Annotated in this window: 16 protein-coding genes; 11 read left to right on the forward strand and 5 right to left on the reverse strand. The window is 75.7% G+C overall.

Annotated elements, in window-relative coordinates:
- The first annotated feature begins 129 nt into the window (after positions 1 to 129).
- Positions 130 to 1,239 (forward strand): coiled-coil domain-containing protein, encoded by a 1,110-nt coding sequence (locus tag ACFP3R_RS33205; protein ID WP_380642131.1) that lies wholly within the window; start codon positions 130 to 132, stop codon positions 1,237 to 1,239.
- 117 nt (positions 1,240 to 1,356) lie between these two features.
- Positions 1,357 to 2,010, forward strand: a complete 654-nt coding sequence (locus ACFP3R_RS33210; RefSeq protein ID WP_380642133.1) for a hypothetical protein — start codon at positions 1,357 to 1,359, stop codon at positions 2,008 to 2,010.
- A 146-nt stretch (positions 2,011 to 2,156) separates the two neighbouring features.
- Here ACFP3R_RS33210 and ACFP3R_RS33215 read toward each other — a convergent pair whose 3' ends face one another.
- A complete protein-coding gene (locus ACFP3R_RS33215; protein WP_380642135.1) occupies positions 2,157 to 2,300 on the reverse strand; it encodes a hypothetical protein in 144 nt (47 codons plus the stop codon).
- Between the two features lie 416 nt (positions 2,301 to 2,716).
- Here ACFP3R_RS33215 and ACFP3R_RS33220 point away from each other — a divergent pair, with 416 nt between their 5' ends.
- The 4 genes from ACFP3R_RS33220 to ACFP3R_RS33235 all read left to right on the forward strand — a co-directional run bounded on the left by ACFP3R_RS33220 (position 2,717) and on the right by ACFP3R_RS33235 (position 6,276).
- Positions 2,717 to 3,499, forward strand: coding sequence for an electron transfer flavoprotein subunit beta/FixA family protein (locus ACFP3R_RS33220; RefSeq protein WP_380642136.1), 783 nt, complete (start codon positions 2,717 to 2,719; stop codon positions 3,497 to 3,499).
- 14 nt (positions 3,500 to 3,513) lie between these two features.
- A complete protein-coding gene (locus ACFP3R_RS33225; protein WP_380642138.1) occupies positions 3,514 to 4,473 on the forward strand; it encodes an electron transfer flavoprotein subunit alpha/FixB family protein in 960 nt (319 codons plus the stop codon).
- A 190-nt stretch (positions 4,474 to 4,663) separates the two neighbouring features.
- Positions 4,664 to 5,434, forward strand: coding sequence for a GNAT family N-acetyltransferase (locus ACFP3R_RS33230; RefSeq protein WP_380642140.1), 771 nt, complete (start codon positions 4,664 to 4,666; stop codon positions 5,432 to 5,434).
- Positions 5,431 to 6,276, forward strand: a complete 846-nt coding sequence (locus tag ACFP3R_RS33235; protein WP_380642142.1) for a lysophospholipid acyltransferase family protein — start codon at positions 5,431 to 5,433, stop codon at positions 6,274 to 6,276. Before ACFP3R_RS33230 ends, ACFP3R_RS33235 begins: the two co-directional genes overlap by 4 nt.
- Before the next feature lie 42 nt (positions 6,277 to 6,318).
- Here the strand turns inward: ACFP3R_RS33235 and ACFP3R_RS33240 are convergent, their stop codons facing one another.
- Entirely contained in the window at positions 6,319 to 6,678 is a 360-nt protein-coding gene (locus ACFP3R_RS33240; RefSeq protein WP_380642144.1) for a hypothetical protein, read from the reverse strand.
- Positions 6,679 to 6,691: 13 nt separating this feature from the next.
- Positions 6,692 to 9,925 carry an AfsR/SARP family transcriptional regulator gene (locus tag ACFP3R_RS33245; protein ID WP_380642146.1) on the reverse strand — a complete coding sequence of 1,078 codons (3,234 nt, stop codon included), beginning with the start codon at positions 9,923 to 9,925 and terminating at the stop codon, positions 6,692 to 6,694.
- A gap of 150 nt (positions 9,926 to 10,075) precedes the next feature.
- Here ACFP3R_RS33245 and ACFP3R_RS33250 point away from each other — a divergent pair, with 150 nt between their 5' ends.
- Positions 10,076 to 10,387, forward strand: coding sequence for a hypothetical protein (locus ACFP3R_RS33250; protein WP_380642148.1), 312 nt, complete (start codon positions 10,076 to 10,078; stop codon positions 10,385 to 10,387).
- Here the strand turns inward: ACFP3R_RS33250 and ACFP3R_RS33255 are convergent.
- Positions 10,384 to 10,857 carry an enediyne antibiotic chromoprotein gene (locus tag ACFP3R_RS33255; RefSeq protein ID WP_380642150.1) on the reverse strand — a complete coding sequence of 158 codons (474 nt, stop codon included), beginning with the start codon at positions 10,855 to 10,857 and terminating at the stop codon, positions 10,384 to 10,386. The two genes, ACFP3R_RS33250 and ACFP3R_RS33255, sit on opposite strands and share 4 nt — an antisense overlap.
- Positions 10,858 to 11,145: 288 nt before the next feature.
- Between ACFP3R_RS33255 and ACFP3R_RS33260 the strand changes: the two genes are divergently transcribed.
- The 4 genes from ACFP3R_RS33260 to ACFP3R_RS33275 are packed head-to-tail and all read left to right on the forward strand — an operon-like array spanning position 11,146 to position 15,203.
- On the forward strand, positions 11,146 to 12,516 hold the full coding sequence (locus tag ACFP3R_RS33260) for an MFS transporter (protein ID WP_380642152.1): 1,371 nt from the start codon (positions 11,146 to 11,148) through the stop codon (positions 12,514 to 12,516).
- Complete coding sequence (locus ACFP3R_RS33265) at positions 12,516 to 13,718, forward strand: cysteine desulfurase family protein (RefSeq protein ID WP_380642154.1); 1,203 nt, start codon at positions 12,516 to 12,518, stop codon at positions 13,716 to 13,718. The genes ACFP3R_RS33260 and ACFP3R_RS33265 overlap by 1 nt, the downstream gene beginning before the upstream one ends.
- A gap of 4 nt (positions 13,719 to 13,722) precedes the next feature.
- The gene (gene mnmA, locus ACFP3R_RS33270; RefSeq protein ID WP_380642156.1) at positions 13,723 to 14,808 is read left to right on the forward strand and encodes a tRNA 2-thiouridine(34) synthase MnmA; all 1,086 of its coding nucleotides are present in this window, start codon (positions 13,723 to 13,725) and stop codon (positions 14,806 to 14,808) included.
- A gap of 35 nt (positions 14,809 to 14,843) precedes the next feature.
- Positions 14,844 to 15,203, forward strand: coding sequence for a hypothetical protein (locus tag ACFP3R_RS33275; RefSeq protein ID WP_380642158.1), 360 nt, complete (start codon positions 14,844 to 14,846; stop codon positions 15,201 to 15,203).
- 31 nt (positions 15,204 to 15,234) lie between these two features.
- Here ACFP3R_RS33275 and ACFP3R_RS33280 read toward each other — a convergent pair whose 3' ends face one another.
- Positions 15,235 to 16,110 carry a serine/threonine dehydratase gene (locus tag ACFP3R_RS33280; protein ID WP_380642160.1) on the reverse strand — a complete coding sequence of 292 codons (876 nt, stop codon included), beginning with the start codon at positions 16,108 to 16,110 and terminating at the stop codon, positions 15,235 to 15,237.
- Positions 16,111 to 16,118 lie beyond the last annotated feature (8 nt).

Consider the following 16,118-nt stretch of genomic DNA (forward strand, 5'->3'; position numbering starts at 1 on the left):
GATGGTGTTTGTCCTGATCCGGCACGCGTCGGCGGCCCCGCACCCGGGTAGTCCGGGCTGGTCATGTGCTGGATGGGGTGCCGGGTGATCGGTACCCTCGGCCAATCTTCGCGAACGAGTGGGGACGCCATGGGTGCGAAAGAACCGGAGATCGTTCCGCTGCACGCGGGTTTCGACGTCGTTTACCGCGGTTTCCACCGCAAGCAGGTGATCGAGCACCTGGAGCACCTGGAGGAGCAGTTCCGGTACGCGTGCGTCGACCGCGACGAGGCGCTGGCCCAGGCGGGGGACCTGCGCAAGCTGCTGGAGATGACCAGGCACGACCTGGAGGACGCGCGGACGCGGGTCGAGCGGCTGGAGCGGTCCCCGGGCACCACGGTCGGCGCCACCGAGCGGATGCACCGGATGCTGCTGATGGCCGAGGACGAGGCCAACGAGCTGCGGCTCAACGCGGAGCACGAGGTCGAGTCGCTGCGGCAGCGCACCGAGGTCGAGTTGGCCGAGCGGGTGCGCGAGGTGGAGGCGCGGATCGCCGCGCGGTGCGCCGAGGCCGACGCCTACACCCGTGAGCAGCGCGAGATCGCCAACCGGCGGGCCGCCGAGATGGACCAGCGCGAGATCTCCCTGGAGCGCCACCGCGGCGAGGTCGAGGCGCACCTCAGGGCGCGCGTCGAGGAGACCGACGCCGAGTGCGCGGCCGCCTTGGCGCGGGCGGGGGAGGACGCGGACCGGCTGCTGCGCGAGACCGCCGAGCGGTGCGAGGGGCTGGAGGCGGAGTCGGACGCCAAGCGCGCCAAGGCGCAGAACTTCTTCGAGCTGACCGTGAACCGCCGCCGGCACGAGGCCGAGCAGCACTTCGCCGAGCAGGAGGAGCTGGCCAAGGCGCGGGCGGCGTTCCTGATCAAGCTGGCCGCCCGGGAGGCGTGCCGGCGCATCGACGAGATCCAGCGACGGACCGACGAGTTGCGGGAGCTGCGCCGGGTGGTGGCCGACCAGTTCGCCGCCTCCCGCGAGGCCCTGGAGGCGGCCGTGGGCCGCGTGCCGGACCTGATCCCGCAGCAGGCGACCGTGGAGCGGGCCGACGCCGCCCGAGCGCTCGACGGCCAGGCGGGGGACGGTCAGGCGGCCGGGGCCGGCGAGGTCCGGGCCGGCGAGGTCCGGGACGGTCGGGTCAGGGGCGGCGAGGCCCATGACGGCGAGCCGGTCGACGGTCGCGCGAGCGTGGGTTCGGGAGCGTGACGGCCCTGTCGGGAGCACCCGGGCCGGCCGCGGTGAGACCGCGGCGGGCGGAGCCGGTGCGGACTTCCCCGGGCGGGGGTCACAGGTCGAGGTGTTCATCGGGTAGGGGGTGTGCTGATGTCCGGCGCGGTCGCGTTCGTGTTCGGGATGTGCGCCCTGTCGTTCGCGGCGGGGTGCGTGCTGACGGCGGTCGTGCTGAGGCACGAACCCCTGCCCGGACCCGAGGACGAGCCCGTGCCGCCGCCGGTCGGGGAGCCGGTGCCGGCCGAGGTCCGGTGGCCGGCCGAGGACTACGTGAGCAAGCCGATCCACCGCAACCCGGTGATGGGCTTCCCGGTGGCGCTGCCCGCGCCCGCGCCCGCTCCCGGACCGGGAGCGGCGCCGGGGTCCGGGTCGACCCGACCGGCGCTGGTGCTGGTGCCCCGCCCGGCGCCCGGGGGGCCGGTGGAGCCCGTCCGGGTCCGGCGGATGCGCGTGGTGCCCGACCTGCCCGAGTCGTCGTCGCACGACGCCGCGCGGACCGAACAGGTCGGCGCGGAACTCCCCGGGGCGGAGGCGGTCCAGGCCACGCCGGGGGACCCGGTGGTCGTGGAGGTGCCGGCGCACCCCGAGCCCGTCACCGGGCCGGGGTCGCCGGCACCCACCACCGAATCGTCGTCGACGCGACCACCGCCCACCCGGGACGACCCGCGCGCCGGGGCTGACGCGACCGGGTTCCGGCAGCACCACCCGCGCACCGCCGAGGCGGCCCGCCGGAAGTCGAGCACGTAGCCCGGATTCCCAACGGCGCGCGCCGCGCCACCAGGCGCGGCGCGCGGAGTCCTGCCGTCCCGGTCCCGCGCCGCACCATCACGTGCGGCGCGGGGAGCCCTGTCGTCCCGGTCTCGCGGAGCCGTGCCGTCCCGGTCCCGCTCCGGTCAGCGCTTGCGGAACTTCCGCATCATCTCCTGCGCCTTCGCGCGACTGCGGGGGTCCTGCGCCGTGTGCTTGGCACGGTCGACCAACCGCCGCCCCTGAGGGCTGCGGGCGAATGCCGCGATCTTGCTGAACAGCGAAGCCATCTCGCACCTCCTAGCCCGGCCCTGTCTCTCCTGGTCAAGCTTCCCTGTCAGCTCAACGCCCAAACGCTTTGCGGAGTTCCGAACCCGACTGAAGCGGCGAAACGGTCACCCCGTCCGCGCCCCGGCCAGATGTGCGCGCCAAGGGCCGAGCCGAGCCGCGTCGGCGCCTCCGGGTAGCCCGCGCGGCACCTCGGGAGGTGGTGAAACCCTCCAGTGAGCATCATCACGCGCGCGCGGTGCCCACTGTGGTGCGCACCCCTGCTACTGACGGGTAACATCCGGGTGGCAGACACCACCATGCCAACGCGGCGATGACATGGCAGGGTCACGGGTCACCGAGAAGACGGCGACCGCAGCAGGCAACCACCGTCGCCCCGGCACGTCGCCGCCCGTCCGCAGGAGGTCGAAGAGGACCCATGAACATCGTCGTCCTGGTCAAGCAGGTGCCCGACACCTGGTCCGAGCGCAAGCTCACCGACACCGACCACACCCTCGACCGCGACTCGGCGGACGCCGTGCTGGACGAGATCAACGAGCGCGCCGTCGAGGAGGCGCTCCTGCTCCGGGAAGCGCACGGCGGTGAGGTGACCGTCCTCTCGATGGGTCCCGACCGCGCGACCGACGCCATCCGCAAGGCCCTGTCGATGGGCGCCGACAAGGCGATCCACGTCTCCGACGGGGCGCTGCACGGCTCCGACGCGATCACCACCGCCAAGGTGCTGGCCAAGGCCATCGCCACGGTCGAGGGCTTCGACCTCGTCATCGCGGGCAACGAGGCCACCGACGGCCGCGCGGGCGCCGTGCCCGCCATCCTGGCCGAGCTGCTGGGCCTCCCGCAGGTGACCCAGGTCCGCAAGCTGACCGTCGAGGGCGGCACCGTCCGGGCCGAGCGCGAGACCGACGAGGGCCTGGCGCACCTGGAGGCGAGCCTGCCCGCCGTGGTCAGCGTGAACGAGAAGATCAACGAGCCGCGCTACCCGTCGTTCAAGGGCATCATGGCGGCCAAGAAGAAGCCGGTGAGCACGCTCACCGTCGCCGACCTGGGCCTGGACGCCGGCGAGGTCGGCCTGGGCGCGTCGTGGACGCAGGTGCTGGAGGCGGCCCCGAAGCCGCCGCGCAGCGCCGGCCAGCGCGTCGAGGACTCCGGGGACGGCGGTTCGAAGATCGCCGAGTACCTGGTCGGCCAGAAGCTCATCTGAAGGCGGGGAATCACATGTCTGAAGTCCTGGTCCTCGTCGACCACGTCGACGGCGAGGTCAAGAAGGTCACCTATGAGCTCCTATCCGCCGCGCGCCGTCTCGGCGACCCGGCCGCGGTGGTGGTCGGATCGCCCGGCACGGCGGGAAAGGTGAGGGAGTCCCTGGGCAACTACGGCGCGACCAAGGTGTACGCGGTGGAGTCCGAGGACGCCGCGAACTACCTGGTGACGCCCAAGGTCGACGCGCTCGCCGCGGTCGCGGCCACCGCCTCCCCGGCCGCCGTGCTGGTCTCGGCGACGCTGGAGGGCAAGGAGGTCGCGGGCCGGCTGGCCGTGCGCCTGGGCTCCGGCCTGCTCTACGACGCCGTCGACCTCGACGGTGAGGGCGTCGCCACGCAGTCCGTCTTCGGCGGCGCCTACGTGGTGAAGTCCAAGGTCAGCAACGGCGTCCCGGTCATCGCGGTGCGCCCCGGCGGCGTGGAGGCCGAGCAGGCGCCGGCCGAGGCGGTGGAGCAGGTCGTCGAGCTGCCCGCCACCGACCAGGCCAAGGCCACCCGCGTCACCGGTCGCGAGCCGGTGGTCGGCGGCGACCGGCCGGAGCTGACCGAGGCGTCGGTCGTCGTGTCCGGTGGTCGCGGCGTGGGCAGCGCGGAGAAGTTCGACGTCGTCGAGAAGCTGGCCGACAGCCTCGGCGCCGCAGTCGGCGCCTCCCGGGCCGCGGTCGACTCCGGCTACTACCCGCACCAGTTCCAGGTCGGCCAGACCGGCAAGACGGTGTCCCCGCAGCTCTACATCGCGCTGGGCATCTCCGGTGCGATCCAGCACCGGGCCGGGATGCAGACCTCGAAGACCATCATCGCGGTCAACAAGGACGCGGAGGCGCCGATCTTCGAGATCGCCGACTTCGGCGTCGTGGGCGACCTGTTCTCCGTCGCGCCGCAGCTCACCGACGAGGTGGCCAAGCGCAAGGGCTGAGCACCCCGCCGCACCGGAGGGCCGTCCCGCCACGCGGGGCGGCCCTCCGCGCGTCCCGCCCGGCCCCTGTCCCCGCCCGGCCCCGTGCCCGCCCCCACCCCGGCCCCGCACCCGGCCGTAACCGAGGACTCACCGAGGCGTCATCGAAACGGCCTGCTCCCGGTTGCGCGGCGCGGTTCAACCTGGGCTCATGACGCAGCCGCAACTGCTTGTCAGCACCGGTGACGCCGCTACCGACGCGCCGCGCTACTCCCTGCTGGTCGCGCGCGAGGGCGACGAGGTCGTGGCCGCCCAGCGGCTGCGGCACCGGGTGTTCGCCGAGGAGATGGGCGCCACCCTGCGCACGTCCGTGCCCGGCCGCGACGTGGACCGCTTCGACGAGTTCTGCGACCACCTCGTGGTGCGCGACGACCGCACCGGCGAGATCGTCGGCACCTACCGGATGCTGCCGCCCGAGGGCGCGGCCGAGGCCGGGCAGCTCTACACCGAGACCGAGTTCGACCTGTCCCGGCTGGACGCGCTGCGGCCCTCGCTGGTGGAGACCGGCCGGTCGTGCGTGCACCCCGACCACCGCAACGGGGCCGTCGTCTCGCTGGTGTGGGCCGGGCTCACCCGCTACATGCTGCTGACGGGCCACTCGTGGCTGATCGGCTGCGCCTCGGTGCCGCTGCACGACGGCGGCTCGTTCGCGGCGGGCGTCTGGGACGTGGTGCGCGCCAGGCACCACGCGCCCGACGAGTACCGGGTGGAGCCGCTGGAGCCGTGGGACGTGGACGCCGTCGCCCGGCCCGCCCGGACGGTGCTGCCGCCGCTGCTGAAGGGCTACCTGCGCCTGGGCGCGTGGGTGTGCGGGCGGCCGGCGCTGGACCGCGACTTCGGCGTGGCCGACCTGCCGGTGCTGATGGAGATGCGCCGGATGGACCGGCGGTACCTGAGGTTCTTCCTGGGGGAGACGGCGTGAGCGCGCACCCGTGGATGCCCGTCTCACCGTGCGGTGAGGGGTGCGTGGACCGGTCGTCGCCGTCGGTGGGCCCGCTGCGGGCGGTGTGGCGTGCGGTCGCGGCGCTGGCCGTGCTGCTGTGCGGTGCGGTGGTCGCGCCCGCGGCGCTGGTGGCGCGGGGCGGGGCCCGGGAGGCGTTGCTGCGCCGCTGGTTCCGCGTGCTGCTGGGCGCGTTCGGGGTGCGGCTGCGGCTGGTCGGACCGGTGTTCCAGGCGACGCCGGGGCGCGGGGTGCTGGTGGTGTCCAACCACGTGTCGTGGCTGGACGAGCTGGCCATCGACGCGGTGCAGCCGATCCGGCTGGTGGCCAAGCGCGACATCCGGGACTGGCCCGTGCTCGGCCCCCTGGTCACCGCCGCCCGCACCGTCTACCTGGACCGCGAGCGGCTGTCCCTGCTGCCCGGCACGGTCGCCGAACTGGCCGCCGCGCTGCGCGAGGGCGCGGCCGTGGGCATCCACGCCGAGGGCACCACGTGGTGCGGCGTGGCGTCGGGCCGCTACCGGCCGGCGCTGTTCCAGGCGGCGCTGGACGCGGGCGTGCCCGTCCGACCGGTGGTGCTGCGCTACCTCCAGGACGGCGCCACGACCACCCGCCCGGCGTTCATCGGCACGGACACCCTGGTCGACTCGCTGCGCCGCGTCCTGCGCGCCCGCGCCCTGACCGTCGAGGTGCACGTCCTGGACGAGATCGCCCCGGGCCGCGCCGCGACCCGCCACGCCCTGGCCGCCCTGACCCAGCGCGCCTCCGAACACATCACCCTGCCCTCGACCCCCCTCCCCACCCCCCACCCGACCCCCGCCTGACCCCCGCGCGAGTCGTACACCCACGTCGACCGTGTCGAACGCTCACGACCCCCGAGTTCCACAGTCAGGACCCGCCGGGCGGGGTGGCGACGCGGATCGGCGCCGGGCGCCCGGCGCCGAGGTCAACCGCTCCGGCACCGGCACCGCCCGCGCGGGCTCGGTCAGGCCCGGCACCTCCTCCCGCACCCGCTCGGGCTGGTCGCCGAACTCGGCCGGGTCCACGTGTTCGCCGACGGTCGCCACCACGTCCACGCGCAGGTCGCGCAGCCCGACCGGCCGCCCGCCGCGCGGTCGGGTGGGCCGCGAACGCGACGGTCTGGCAGGCGGCGGCCACGTGCGGTTTTCGGCCCGCGCGGTGGCCACGACCGCCTGCCCGGCCTCGGACCCCGGCCCGGTGAGCACCCCCGCCCGCCGCTCAAGCGCGTGGCCGCACCTCCCAAGCCCCCGCGAGACCGGCCCGGGGCAGCCCGATCGCGGCCAGGAGCTGCTCGGCCCGCCGCAGGTGCCGACGCGCGCGGCCCGCCTCCCCGTCGTGCCCGGCCGTTTCGGCCAGCAGCAGCAGGGCCTGCGCCTCACCCAGGAGGTGCCCCGTCCCGCCGTGGGCGGACCGGGCCCGCTCGGCGTGGTGGGCGCCGGCCCGGTGGTCGCCCCGGCGCAGGTGGGCCGCCGCGAGGGTGGCGTGGGCGCGCCCCTGCTGGTGCCGGTGGCCGGTGCGGACGGCCAGGTCGAGCGCCGCGCCGGCGTCCTCGACGGCCCGGGTCGGGTCGCCGCGGTGGTGGTGCACCGCGGCCAGGCCCAGCAGCGCGTCGATCCGCCCCTGCCGGTAGTGCGAGGAGTCGGCGGCGGTGAGCGCGCGCCGGTGCCAGGACTCGGCCTCGTCGAACCGCGACCTGAGGCACTGCACGCCCGCCAGGGTGTTCCGGGTGTCGACCGCGACGGCGTGGTGCCCCTTGCCCGCCTCCACCGCCTGGTCGAGCAGCTCCGCGGCGTGGTCGAGGTCGCCCCGCAGGGCGATGAGCCTGGCCCGCACCTCCAGGTACCACGCGGTCTCGTAGCCGACCTGGACCCGCCGGACGAGCGGGGCCACCACGTCGAGCAGGGCGTCCACGTCCTTGAGCCGCCCGAGGTGCAGGTGGGTCTCGGCCAGCCCGAGCAGCGCGGCCCCGCGGCCCCGGTCGTGGCCGGACGCCTCCTGCGCGGCCCGCGCCCTGGTGAAGTGCTCCACGGCCTCGGCCGGGCGGCCGAGCTTGAGCGCGGTGGCCCCCAGGTTGACCAGGACGGTGCCGGCCTGGACCAGGCAGGTGGCGTGGGCGACGGCGATCTCGTCGGCCCGGCGCAGGTGCCGGAACGCCGTGGCCAGCGTGCCGGTGTAGTGGTGCAGGACGCCGAGGTTGGACAGCGCGGTGCACTCGCCCAGCGGCCACCCCGCGGCGGTCGCCCCGGCCAGCGCGGCCCCGAAGTGCCCGGCCGCGGCGGTGTACTCGCCCCGCATCAGGTCGAGCGCGCCGGCGCTGTTGTGCATGGCGGACACCGCGTGCGGGTGGCCGTCGGCGTGCGCGGCGCGCAGGGCGCGGTCCACGACGGTCGACCAGTGCGCGCTGTTGCCCCGCAGGAAGTAGCCCTTCAACCCGTCGGCCACCTGCCAGGCCAGCCGGTGGCGGCCGGTGGCGGCGGCGAGCTCCACGACCGCCGTGGTGTTGAACGCCTCCGCGGTCAGCCAGCCCAGGGCCGCGGTGGCGCCGGCGAAGGACGGCGGCTCGTGACCGGTCCACCGGGTGCTCCCCGGCAGGTGGACCCGACCGGGGTCGAGGCTGCCCGCGGCGCTGTCGACGGCGGTCGCGTACCAGGTCAGCAGGCGGTCCACGGGCGCGTCCCCGTCCTGGGCCGCGCGGTCGGCGGCGTAGAGCCGGAGCAGCTCGTGCAGGGCGTAGCGGTGGGGCACGGGCTCCTCGACCAGGTTGGCCGCCACCAGGTCCCGCAGTTCGCGCTCGGCGTCGGCGGGCGCGACGTCCGCGAGCGCGGCGACCGCCGGCGCGGTCGTGTCCGGTCCCGGCACCAGCCCGAGCAGCCGGAACACCCGCCGCGTCGACGGGGCCCTGGCCGCGTAGGACAGCCCGATGGCGGCGCCGACGGCGGCGGTCGGGTCGTCGGGCAGCTCCAGCGCGGCGAGCCGGTCGCCGCCGCGCAGCTCGGTGACGTAGTCCTCGATCGAGCGGTTCGGCTGGGCGGCCAGGTGCGCGGCGGCGATGCGCAGGGCGAGCGGCAGGCCGCCGCACAGCCGCACCAGCTCGCCGGCCGCCCCCGGCTCGGCGGCGACGCGCGCCCCGCCGACCAGCCGGTCCAGCACCCCGGCCGCGTCCCCGGCGCCGAGCACGTCGAGCCGCTGCTGCCGGGCGCCCTCGCGGGCCACCAGGCCGTCGAGCCTGTTCCGGCTGGTCACCACCACCGCGCAGTCCGGTGTGCCGGGCAGCAGGGGGCGGACCTGACCGGCGTCCACGGCGTCGTCGAGCAGCACCAGCACCCGCCGGTCGGCCAGCGCCGAGCGGTAGACCGCGGCCGCGCCGTCCACGCCGGCGGGTCGCCGGGCCGGGTCGACCTCCAGCGCCTGCAACAGCTCCTCCAGCGCCTGCCGCGCGGTCAGCGGCGTCCCGGCGCCGTGCCCGCGCAGGTTCACGAACAACTGCCCGCCGGGGAAGCGGGCCCGGTTGAGGTGGGCCCAGTGCAGGGCCAGCGCGGTCTTGTCCACGCCCGCGGTGCCGGTCAGGACGTGCGCCACCGCGCCGCCGGCCTCCTCGGGCGCCCCGCCCAGGGCGCGCAGCGCCTCGTCCCGGCCCACGAAGCTCCGCGGCGCGGCCGGCAGCTGGGCGATGCCGGCGGTGGCCGGGCGGGCTTCGGGCCGCGGTGCTCCCGCGCCGGGGTTCCCGGTCAGGAGCCGGTGGTGCAGGTCCCGCAGCGCGGCGCCCGGGTCGGTGCCCAGCTCGTCGGCCAGTCGCGCGTGGACCCGGCGGTAGTGCTCCAGCGCGTCGGCGGTGCGCCCGGCCTGGTGCAGGGCCAGCAGGTGCTGGCCGGCGACGCGTTCGTCCAGGGGGTGGGCGGCGGCGCGCTCGGCGAGCTCGACCACGAGGTGCGCGCCGTGCCCCAGGCGCAGCCGGGTGTCGACCAGGTCGTGCTGGGTGGACAGCCGCTCCTGGGCGAGCCGGTCGCGCTCGGCCTCGGCCCACTCGCCGGCCACGCCGGTCAGGGGCTGCCCGCGCCACAGCTCCAGGGCCTCGGTCAGCAGCCGGGCCGCCCGCTCGTCGGGTTCGTCTTCGGCGGCGGCGCGCAGGTCGCGGAACCGGAGCAGGTCCACCACCGCCCCGGCGTCGACGGTCAGGGCGTACCCACCCGAGCGGCGCACCACGGCCACGTCCGTGCCGGCCAGCGCGCCGCGCAGCCGCGAGAGGTAGCTGTGCAGCGTCGCCCGCGCCCGGGGTGCGGCGTCGGCGCCCCAAACCCGCTCCACCAGCCGTTCCACCGGCACCACCCGCCCGGCGTCCACCGCGAGCGCCACCAGCACGCACCGCTGCCTGGGCGTGCCCAGGCCCACCGGCCGCCCCCCGACCTCCACGCCCACCTCGCCCAGCAGGCGCACCACCACAGCCACGACCACCGCCCCCTCCACGGGGAGCCTCCCGGGAAAACGGGCGCGGTGGCCTGAGGCGCGCCGTGCGGAAAACCTGCAAGCGCTCCACACGACGGGGCCCGCACCGTTGCGCTCGGCAACACCCGGAGCGAGAGGGGAACACCATGATCGGAACCTGTGGAGCACCCGCGCCGGCCGGTCAACGGGCGCGCCGACCGGACCTACAACGTCCACGTCGACCCGGCCACCGGGTACCGGCGGGTCGACGTGCGGGTCAACGGCAGCGGGGTCTGGTGCACCGGCTACCTGCCCGGCCGGGACTGGTACGACTTCTGGAAGTGCCGATCCCGGTCGTGGCCCGGATCGCGTGACCCACCGGCTGGTCGGGAGGCGGTGTCCCACCGCCTCCCACCGGCACGGGCCACCGGTCCGGGCCGACCCGCGCTCCCCGGGCCGCGGCGCTCGGCGGCGGTCCGGAGCGCCTCCTAGCGGCGGTCGTCGAAGTAGATCATCTCGCCGGTGCCGCCCTCGACGTTGGCGACGGCCACGAAGCAGCCCAGCTCGACGGTCACGCAGTCGATGTCACCGACCAGGTCGCTGCTGTCGTCGTACCCCTCGAACACGCGGCGCACGGTCACCGTGGCCGTGCCGGCGCCGTTCTCGTCCAGGGTCACCGACTGCATGGACTTGTGGGCGCAGGCGAAGGACTCCGGCGCCACCTGGGCGCACTGCTGCGCGAACACGGCCTCCTCGGGCTCGAAGCCGGAGATGTCGACCGTCACGCGGGCGACCGAGGGCAGGTCGGTGGAGGGGTTCACGGTGATCGCCGGCTCGGCGCTGAGGGGCTCGGCGCTGAGCGGCTGGGCGACCGCCGTCGGCGCGGCCGCCAGCGCCAGGCCGAGGGCCGCCGCGGTGGCGAGCCCGGCCGTCAACCGGGTGGTCCTGGTGTGGGTCTTCATGAGTTGTCCTCCGAACTCCGGTGCAGCGGATCGATCTTCACTTCTGGTGATCCACCGGGACGACGGCGAGGCGCCGGATCATCCAGGCGTGTTGCGGATGGTGACGGAGGAGTTGCCCCCTGGAGCGGGGGGACACGCCACGCGTGCGGAGGGACCACCCCGACGTGTGTCACCCGATGCGGTCGAGCCGGGGTTTTGTCGGGAATTCCCGGAACCGCCGGCCTGGCCGGGGCGCTTTGCGTCATATTGCCTTGACCTCAACCGAGGTGGAGGTTGAACCATTGACCCGTGACGACGACGGGGACGCCGACCGGGAAGAGCGACCTCTGGGGGGCCGAGCGGAGGGGTCCGACGGTCGGGATGGTGCTGCTCGTCACCCTCCTCGCGTTCGAGAACATGGGCGTCTCCACGGCGATGCCGCGCATGGTCGCCGACCTCGGCGGCAAGGACCTGTACGCCTGGCCGTTCCTGGCCTTCCTCGCCGCCAGCGTGGTGGCCACCGTGCTGTCCGGCCGGCTGAGCGACCTGCGCGGCCCGCGTCCCTCCCTGCTGATCGGCCCCGCCCTGTTCCTGGTCGGCCTGCTCGTCGCCGGCGCCGCCCAGGACATGACCCAGCTGCTGATCGGCCGCGTGCTCCAGGGCCTGGGCGGCGGGGCGCAGGTGGTCGCCGTCTACGTGCTGATCGCCCTGGTCCACCCGGAACGCGACCGGCCCGCCGTGTTCGGGCTGCTCGCCTCGGCCTGGGTGGTGCCCTCGCTGGTCGGCCCGGCGCTGTCCGGGTGGCTGACCGAGGTGCTGAGCTGGCGCTGGGTGTTCCTCGGCCTGGCGCCGTTCGTGCTGGTCGGCGTGTTCCTGGTGGTGCCCGTGCTGCGGGGCCTGCCGCCGCACACCCCCGACCGGAACACCCGCCCCGGCCTGCCGCTGGCGGCCCTGGGCGCGGGCGGCGGGGTCGCCGCGCTCAGCTGGGCCGCGCAGCACCCGCGCGGGCTGAACCTGCTGGTCGGGCTGGCCGGCCTGGTCGCGCTGGTGCCCGCCCTGCGCGTGCTGCTGCCCCGGGGCACCCTCACCGCCCGCCCCGGCCTGCCCATGACGATCCTGGCCCGCGGCCTGCTCGCCGGGTCGTTCTTCGCCGTCGAGGCGTTCATCCCGCTGACCCTGACCGCCGTGCACGGGTACTCGGCGATCGCCGCCGGCATCCCGCTCACCCTGAGCGCGCTCGGCTGGTCCTCGGCCGCCTGGTGGCAGTCCCGCCGGCCGGACCGACCGCGGGAGGAGCTCGTCCGCTGGGGGTTCGTGCTCAGCGCCGCGGGTATCTCGGGCGTGACGCTCATCGCACCCTCCTGGGGCCCGGCGTGGGCGACGCCGGTGCTGTGGGCGGTCGCGGGCGCCGGGATGGGGATGGCGATGTCCAGCCTGAGCGTGCTCACCCTGGCGGCGTCCTCCGACGTCGACCGGGGCTTCAACTCCTCGGCCCTGCAGATCAGCGACATGCTCGGCTCGGCGCTGCTGGTCGGCCTGGGCGGGGTGCTGGTCGCCGCGGTGGCCTCCGCCGACGCGCCGACGGCCGCCGTGCTGCCGTTCGACCTGCTGATGGCGGGGCTGGCGGTGCTCGGTGCGGTGCTGGCCGGACGGCTGCGCCCGGCTACCCTGGAACGCTGATGGCCTACTTCGACCACGCCGCCACGACCCCCGCGCTGCCGCAGGTGATCGAGGCGATGACGAGGGCGTTGTCCACCACGGGCAACGCCTCGTCGCTGCACACCTCGGGGCGGCGGGCGCGGCGGGCGGTCGAGGAGGCCCGCGAGGACATCGCCGACGCGCTCGGCGCGCGCCCCTCCGAGGTCATCTTCACCAGCGGCGGCACGGAGAGCGACAACCTCGCCGTCAAGGGCGTCTACTGGTCCCGCCGCGCCACCGGCCGCACGCGGGTGGTGGCCTCGTCGGTCGAGCACCACGCCGTGCTGGACGCGGTGCAGTGGCTGGCCGACCACGAGGGCGCCGAGGTCACCTGGCTGGAGCCGGACGGGCTCGGCCGCGTCCGGCCCGAGGCGCTGGCCGACGCGCTGGACGACGACGTCGCCCTGGTCACCGCGATGTGGGCGAACAACGAGGTCGGCACGATCAACCCGGTGCGCGAGCTGGCCGAGCTGGCCGCGGCGCGCTCGGTGCCGTTCCACACCGACGCGGTGCAGGCCGTGGGCGCGGTGCCGGTGGACTTCGCCGCCTCGGGCGCCTCGGCGCTCACCCTCACCGGCCACAAGATCGGCGGGCCCTACGGCGTCGGCGCGCTGCTGCTCGGCCGCGACGTGGCCACCACGCCCCTGCTGCACGGCGGCGGCCAGGAGCGCGAGGTGCGCTCGGGCACGCTGGACGTGCCGGCCATCACGGGCCTGGCGGCGGCCGTGCGCCACGCGGTCGACGGCCAGCCGCGCGCGGCGGCCGAGCTGGCCGCGCTGCGCGACGAGCTGGTGGAGCGGGTGCGGCGGGTGGTGCCGGACGTGGCGGTGAACGGCGACCCGGTGCACCGGCTGCCCGGCAACGCGCACCTGACCTTCCCCGGCTGCGAGGGCGACAGCCTGCTGATGCTGCTGGACGCCAAGGGCGTCGAGTGCTCGACCGGCTCGGCGTGCACGGCGGGCGTGGCGCAGGCCAGCCACGTGCTGCTGGCCATGGGCGTGGACCCGGTGCGGGCACGCGGCTCGCTGCGGTTCTCCCTCGGGCACACCTCGACGCGCGCCGAGGTGGACGAGCTGGTCGGGGTGATCGGCCCGGTGGTCGAGCGCGCCCGCACGGCGGGCATCGCCGGCCTGCGGCGGCTGGCCACCGGTGGGACCGGGCGGCGGACGACTGCGGAGGTGTGACGGCATGCGGGTGCTGGCGGCGATGAGCGGCGGGGTGGACTCCGCCGTGGCGGCGGCGCGGGCGGTGGAGGCCGGGCACGACGTGACCGGCGTGCACCTGGCGCTGTCGGCCAAGCCCGGCACGCTGCGCACCGGCGCGCGGGGCTGCTGCACGCTGGAGGACGCCCGGGACGCGCGGCGCGCCGCGGACGCGCTCGGCATCCCGTTCTACGTGTGGGACTTCGCGGAGCGGTTCACCGAGGACGTGGTGGAGGACTTCGTCGCCGAGTACGCGGCGGGCCGCACGCCCAACCCGTGCCTGCGGTGCAATGAGAAGATCAAGTTCGAGGCGCTGCTGGACAAGGCGGTCGCGCTGGGCTTCGACGCGGTGTGCACGGGGCACTACGCCCGCCTGTCCACCGCCGGGGGCCGGGTGGAGCTGCGCCGGTCGGCCGACGACGGCAAGGACCAGTCCTACGTGCTGGCGTCGCTGACCCGCGAGCAGCTGTCCCACGCGATGTTCCCGCTGGGCGGCTCGACCAAGACCGAGGTGCGGGCCGAGGCCGAGCGGCGCGGGCTCCAGGTCGCGCGCAAGCCCGACAGCCACGACATCTGCTTCATCCCCGACGGCGACACCCGGGGCTTCCTGGCCGGGCGGCTGGGCGAGCAGCCGGGCCTGCTGGTCGACGACACCACCGGCGCGGTGCTCGGGCGGCACGCGGGCGTGCACGAGTTCACCGTGGGCCAGCGCAAGGGCCTGGGCATCGACGCGCCCGCACCCGACGGGCGGCCCCGCTACGTGCTGTCGCTGGAACCGATCACCGGAACGGTCCGGGTCGGTTCGGCCGAACGGCTGAAGGTGACCGAGATCGTGGCGCGCCGGCCGGTGACCCGGGTCGAGTTCGAGGGCCCGGTGGAGTGCGTGGCGCAGGTGCGCGCGCACGGCGGCCTGGCGCCCGCCGTGGCCGAACTCGTGGGCGATGAGCTGCGGGTTCGCCTGCGCGAGCCGCTCAGCGGCGTCGCACCCGGTCAGGCCGTCGCGGTGTACCGGCCGGACGCCGAGGCGGGCGACCTGGTCCTGGCGAGCGCCACGATCAGCTCGACCGGTTGACGGATTTTGTCGGTGCGGCCTGACACACTGCGGGTGTGCCACATGACAACGAACGACGCCGCCGCTCGCTGGCGGACGTCGAAATCCGCGTGGGTGTGCTGGGGAGCAAGGTCGACCACCCGTCGGCGCAACGCCTGACGGCCGAGCAGCACGAGCGGCTACGGGCCGAGGCGCGGACGTTGCAGTGGGTCGTCCGCGAGCGTCGGCACCGGGCCGAGTGGGCCGACCTGCTGGTCCGGGTGGAGGCGCTGGTGGAGCGGGTGGAACAGCTGGTGCCGGTGGTCGAGGTCGACGTGCCGGCGCAGGTGCGGGGGTCGGACGACCGGGTGGCGCGCCGCCGCCTGGGCGAGGACCTGTCGGTCGGGTACTGCCCGGCCCCGCACCGGGGTCGCTAGGGGTCGGGGCGCCGTGGGGCCCGGTACGGCCTCACGGCGTCCAGTCCGTGTTCGCGCCGCAGAGCACGACGCAGGCCGTCCCGCCGGGCACGCGCCCGGCCAGCCACGCCGCGAACGGCACGGCCGCCGCCGGCTCCACGGCCAGCCGGAACTCCTCCCAGAGGCGGTCGCGGGCGGCCAGCAGCTCGGCGTCGGACACGAGCACCGACCGCACGTCGTGCGCCCGGAGCACCTCGAACGGGACCCCGCCCACGCGCGTGGCGCCCAGCGCCGACGCCGCCACCGAGACCACCTCGGTGTCGACCGGCCGACCCGCCTCGAACGCGTGGTTCAGCGCGCGGCAGCGCTCCGGCTCGACCGCGACGGTCAGCCGCCCGGCCGCCCCGAGCGCCGTGCCCGCCGCCAACCCGCCGCCGCCGACGGCCACCGCGATCACGTCCACGTCCGGCGCGTCGGCCACGACCTCGGCGGCGACCGTGCCCTGACCGGCGATGACGGCGGGGGAGTCGTAGGCTTCGACGTAGTACCCGGGCGCCTGCCGAGCCGCCAGCACGGCCTCCGCGTAGGTCTCGCCGTGCCGGATCAGCTTGGCGCCCGCGGCCTCGATCCGCCGCACCTTGCCCTCCGGCGCGCCGACCGGCACGAACACCGTCGCGGGCAGGCCCAGCTGCCGCGCGGCCTCGGCCACGCCCAGGCCGTGGTTGCCCCCGGACGCCGTGACCACGCGATCGGGCGAGTCCGCGGTGAGCAGCGCGTTCAGCGCGCCGCGCAGCTTGAACGAGCCGGTGAGCTGGAGGTGCTCCAGCTTGAGCACGAGGGGCCGGCCGTCGACCTCGGCGCGCCACAGCGGCGTGCGGCGGGCGTAGGGGCGGATGCGGTCCGCGGCGGCGGCTACGTCGGGGTTCATGCCCCCCA

The organism is Saccharothrix lopnurensis (genome assembly GCF_042658445.1).
Lineage (GTDB): Bacteria > Actinomycetota > Actinomycetes > Mycobacteriales > Pseudonocardiaceae > Actinosynnema > Actinosynnema lopnurensis.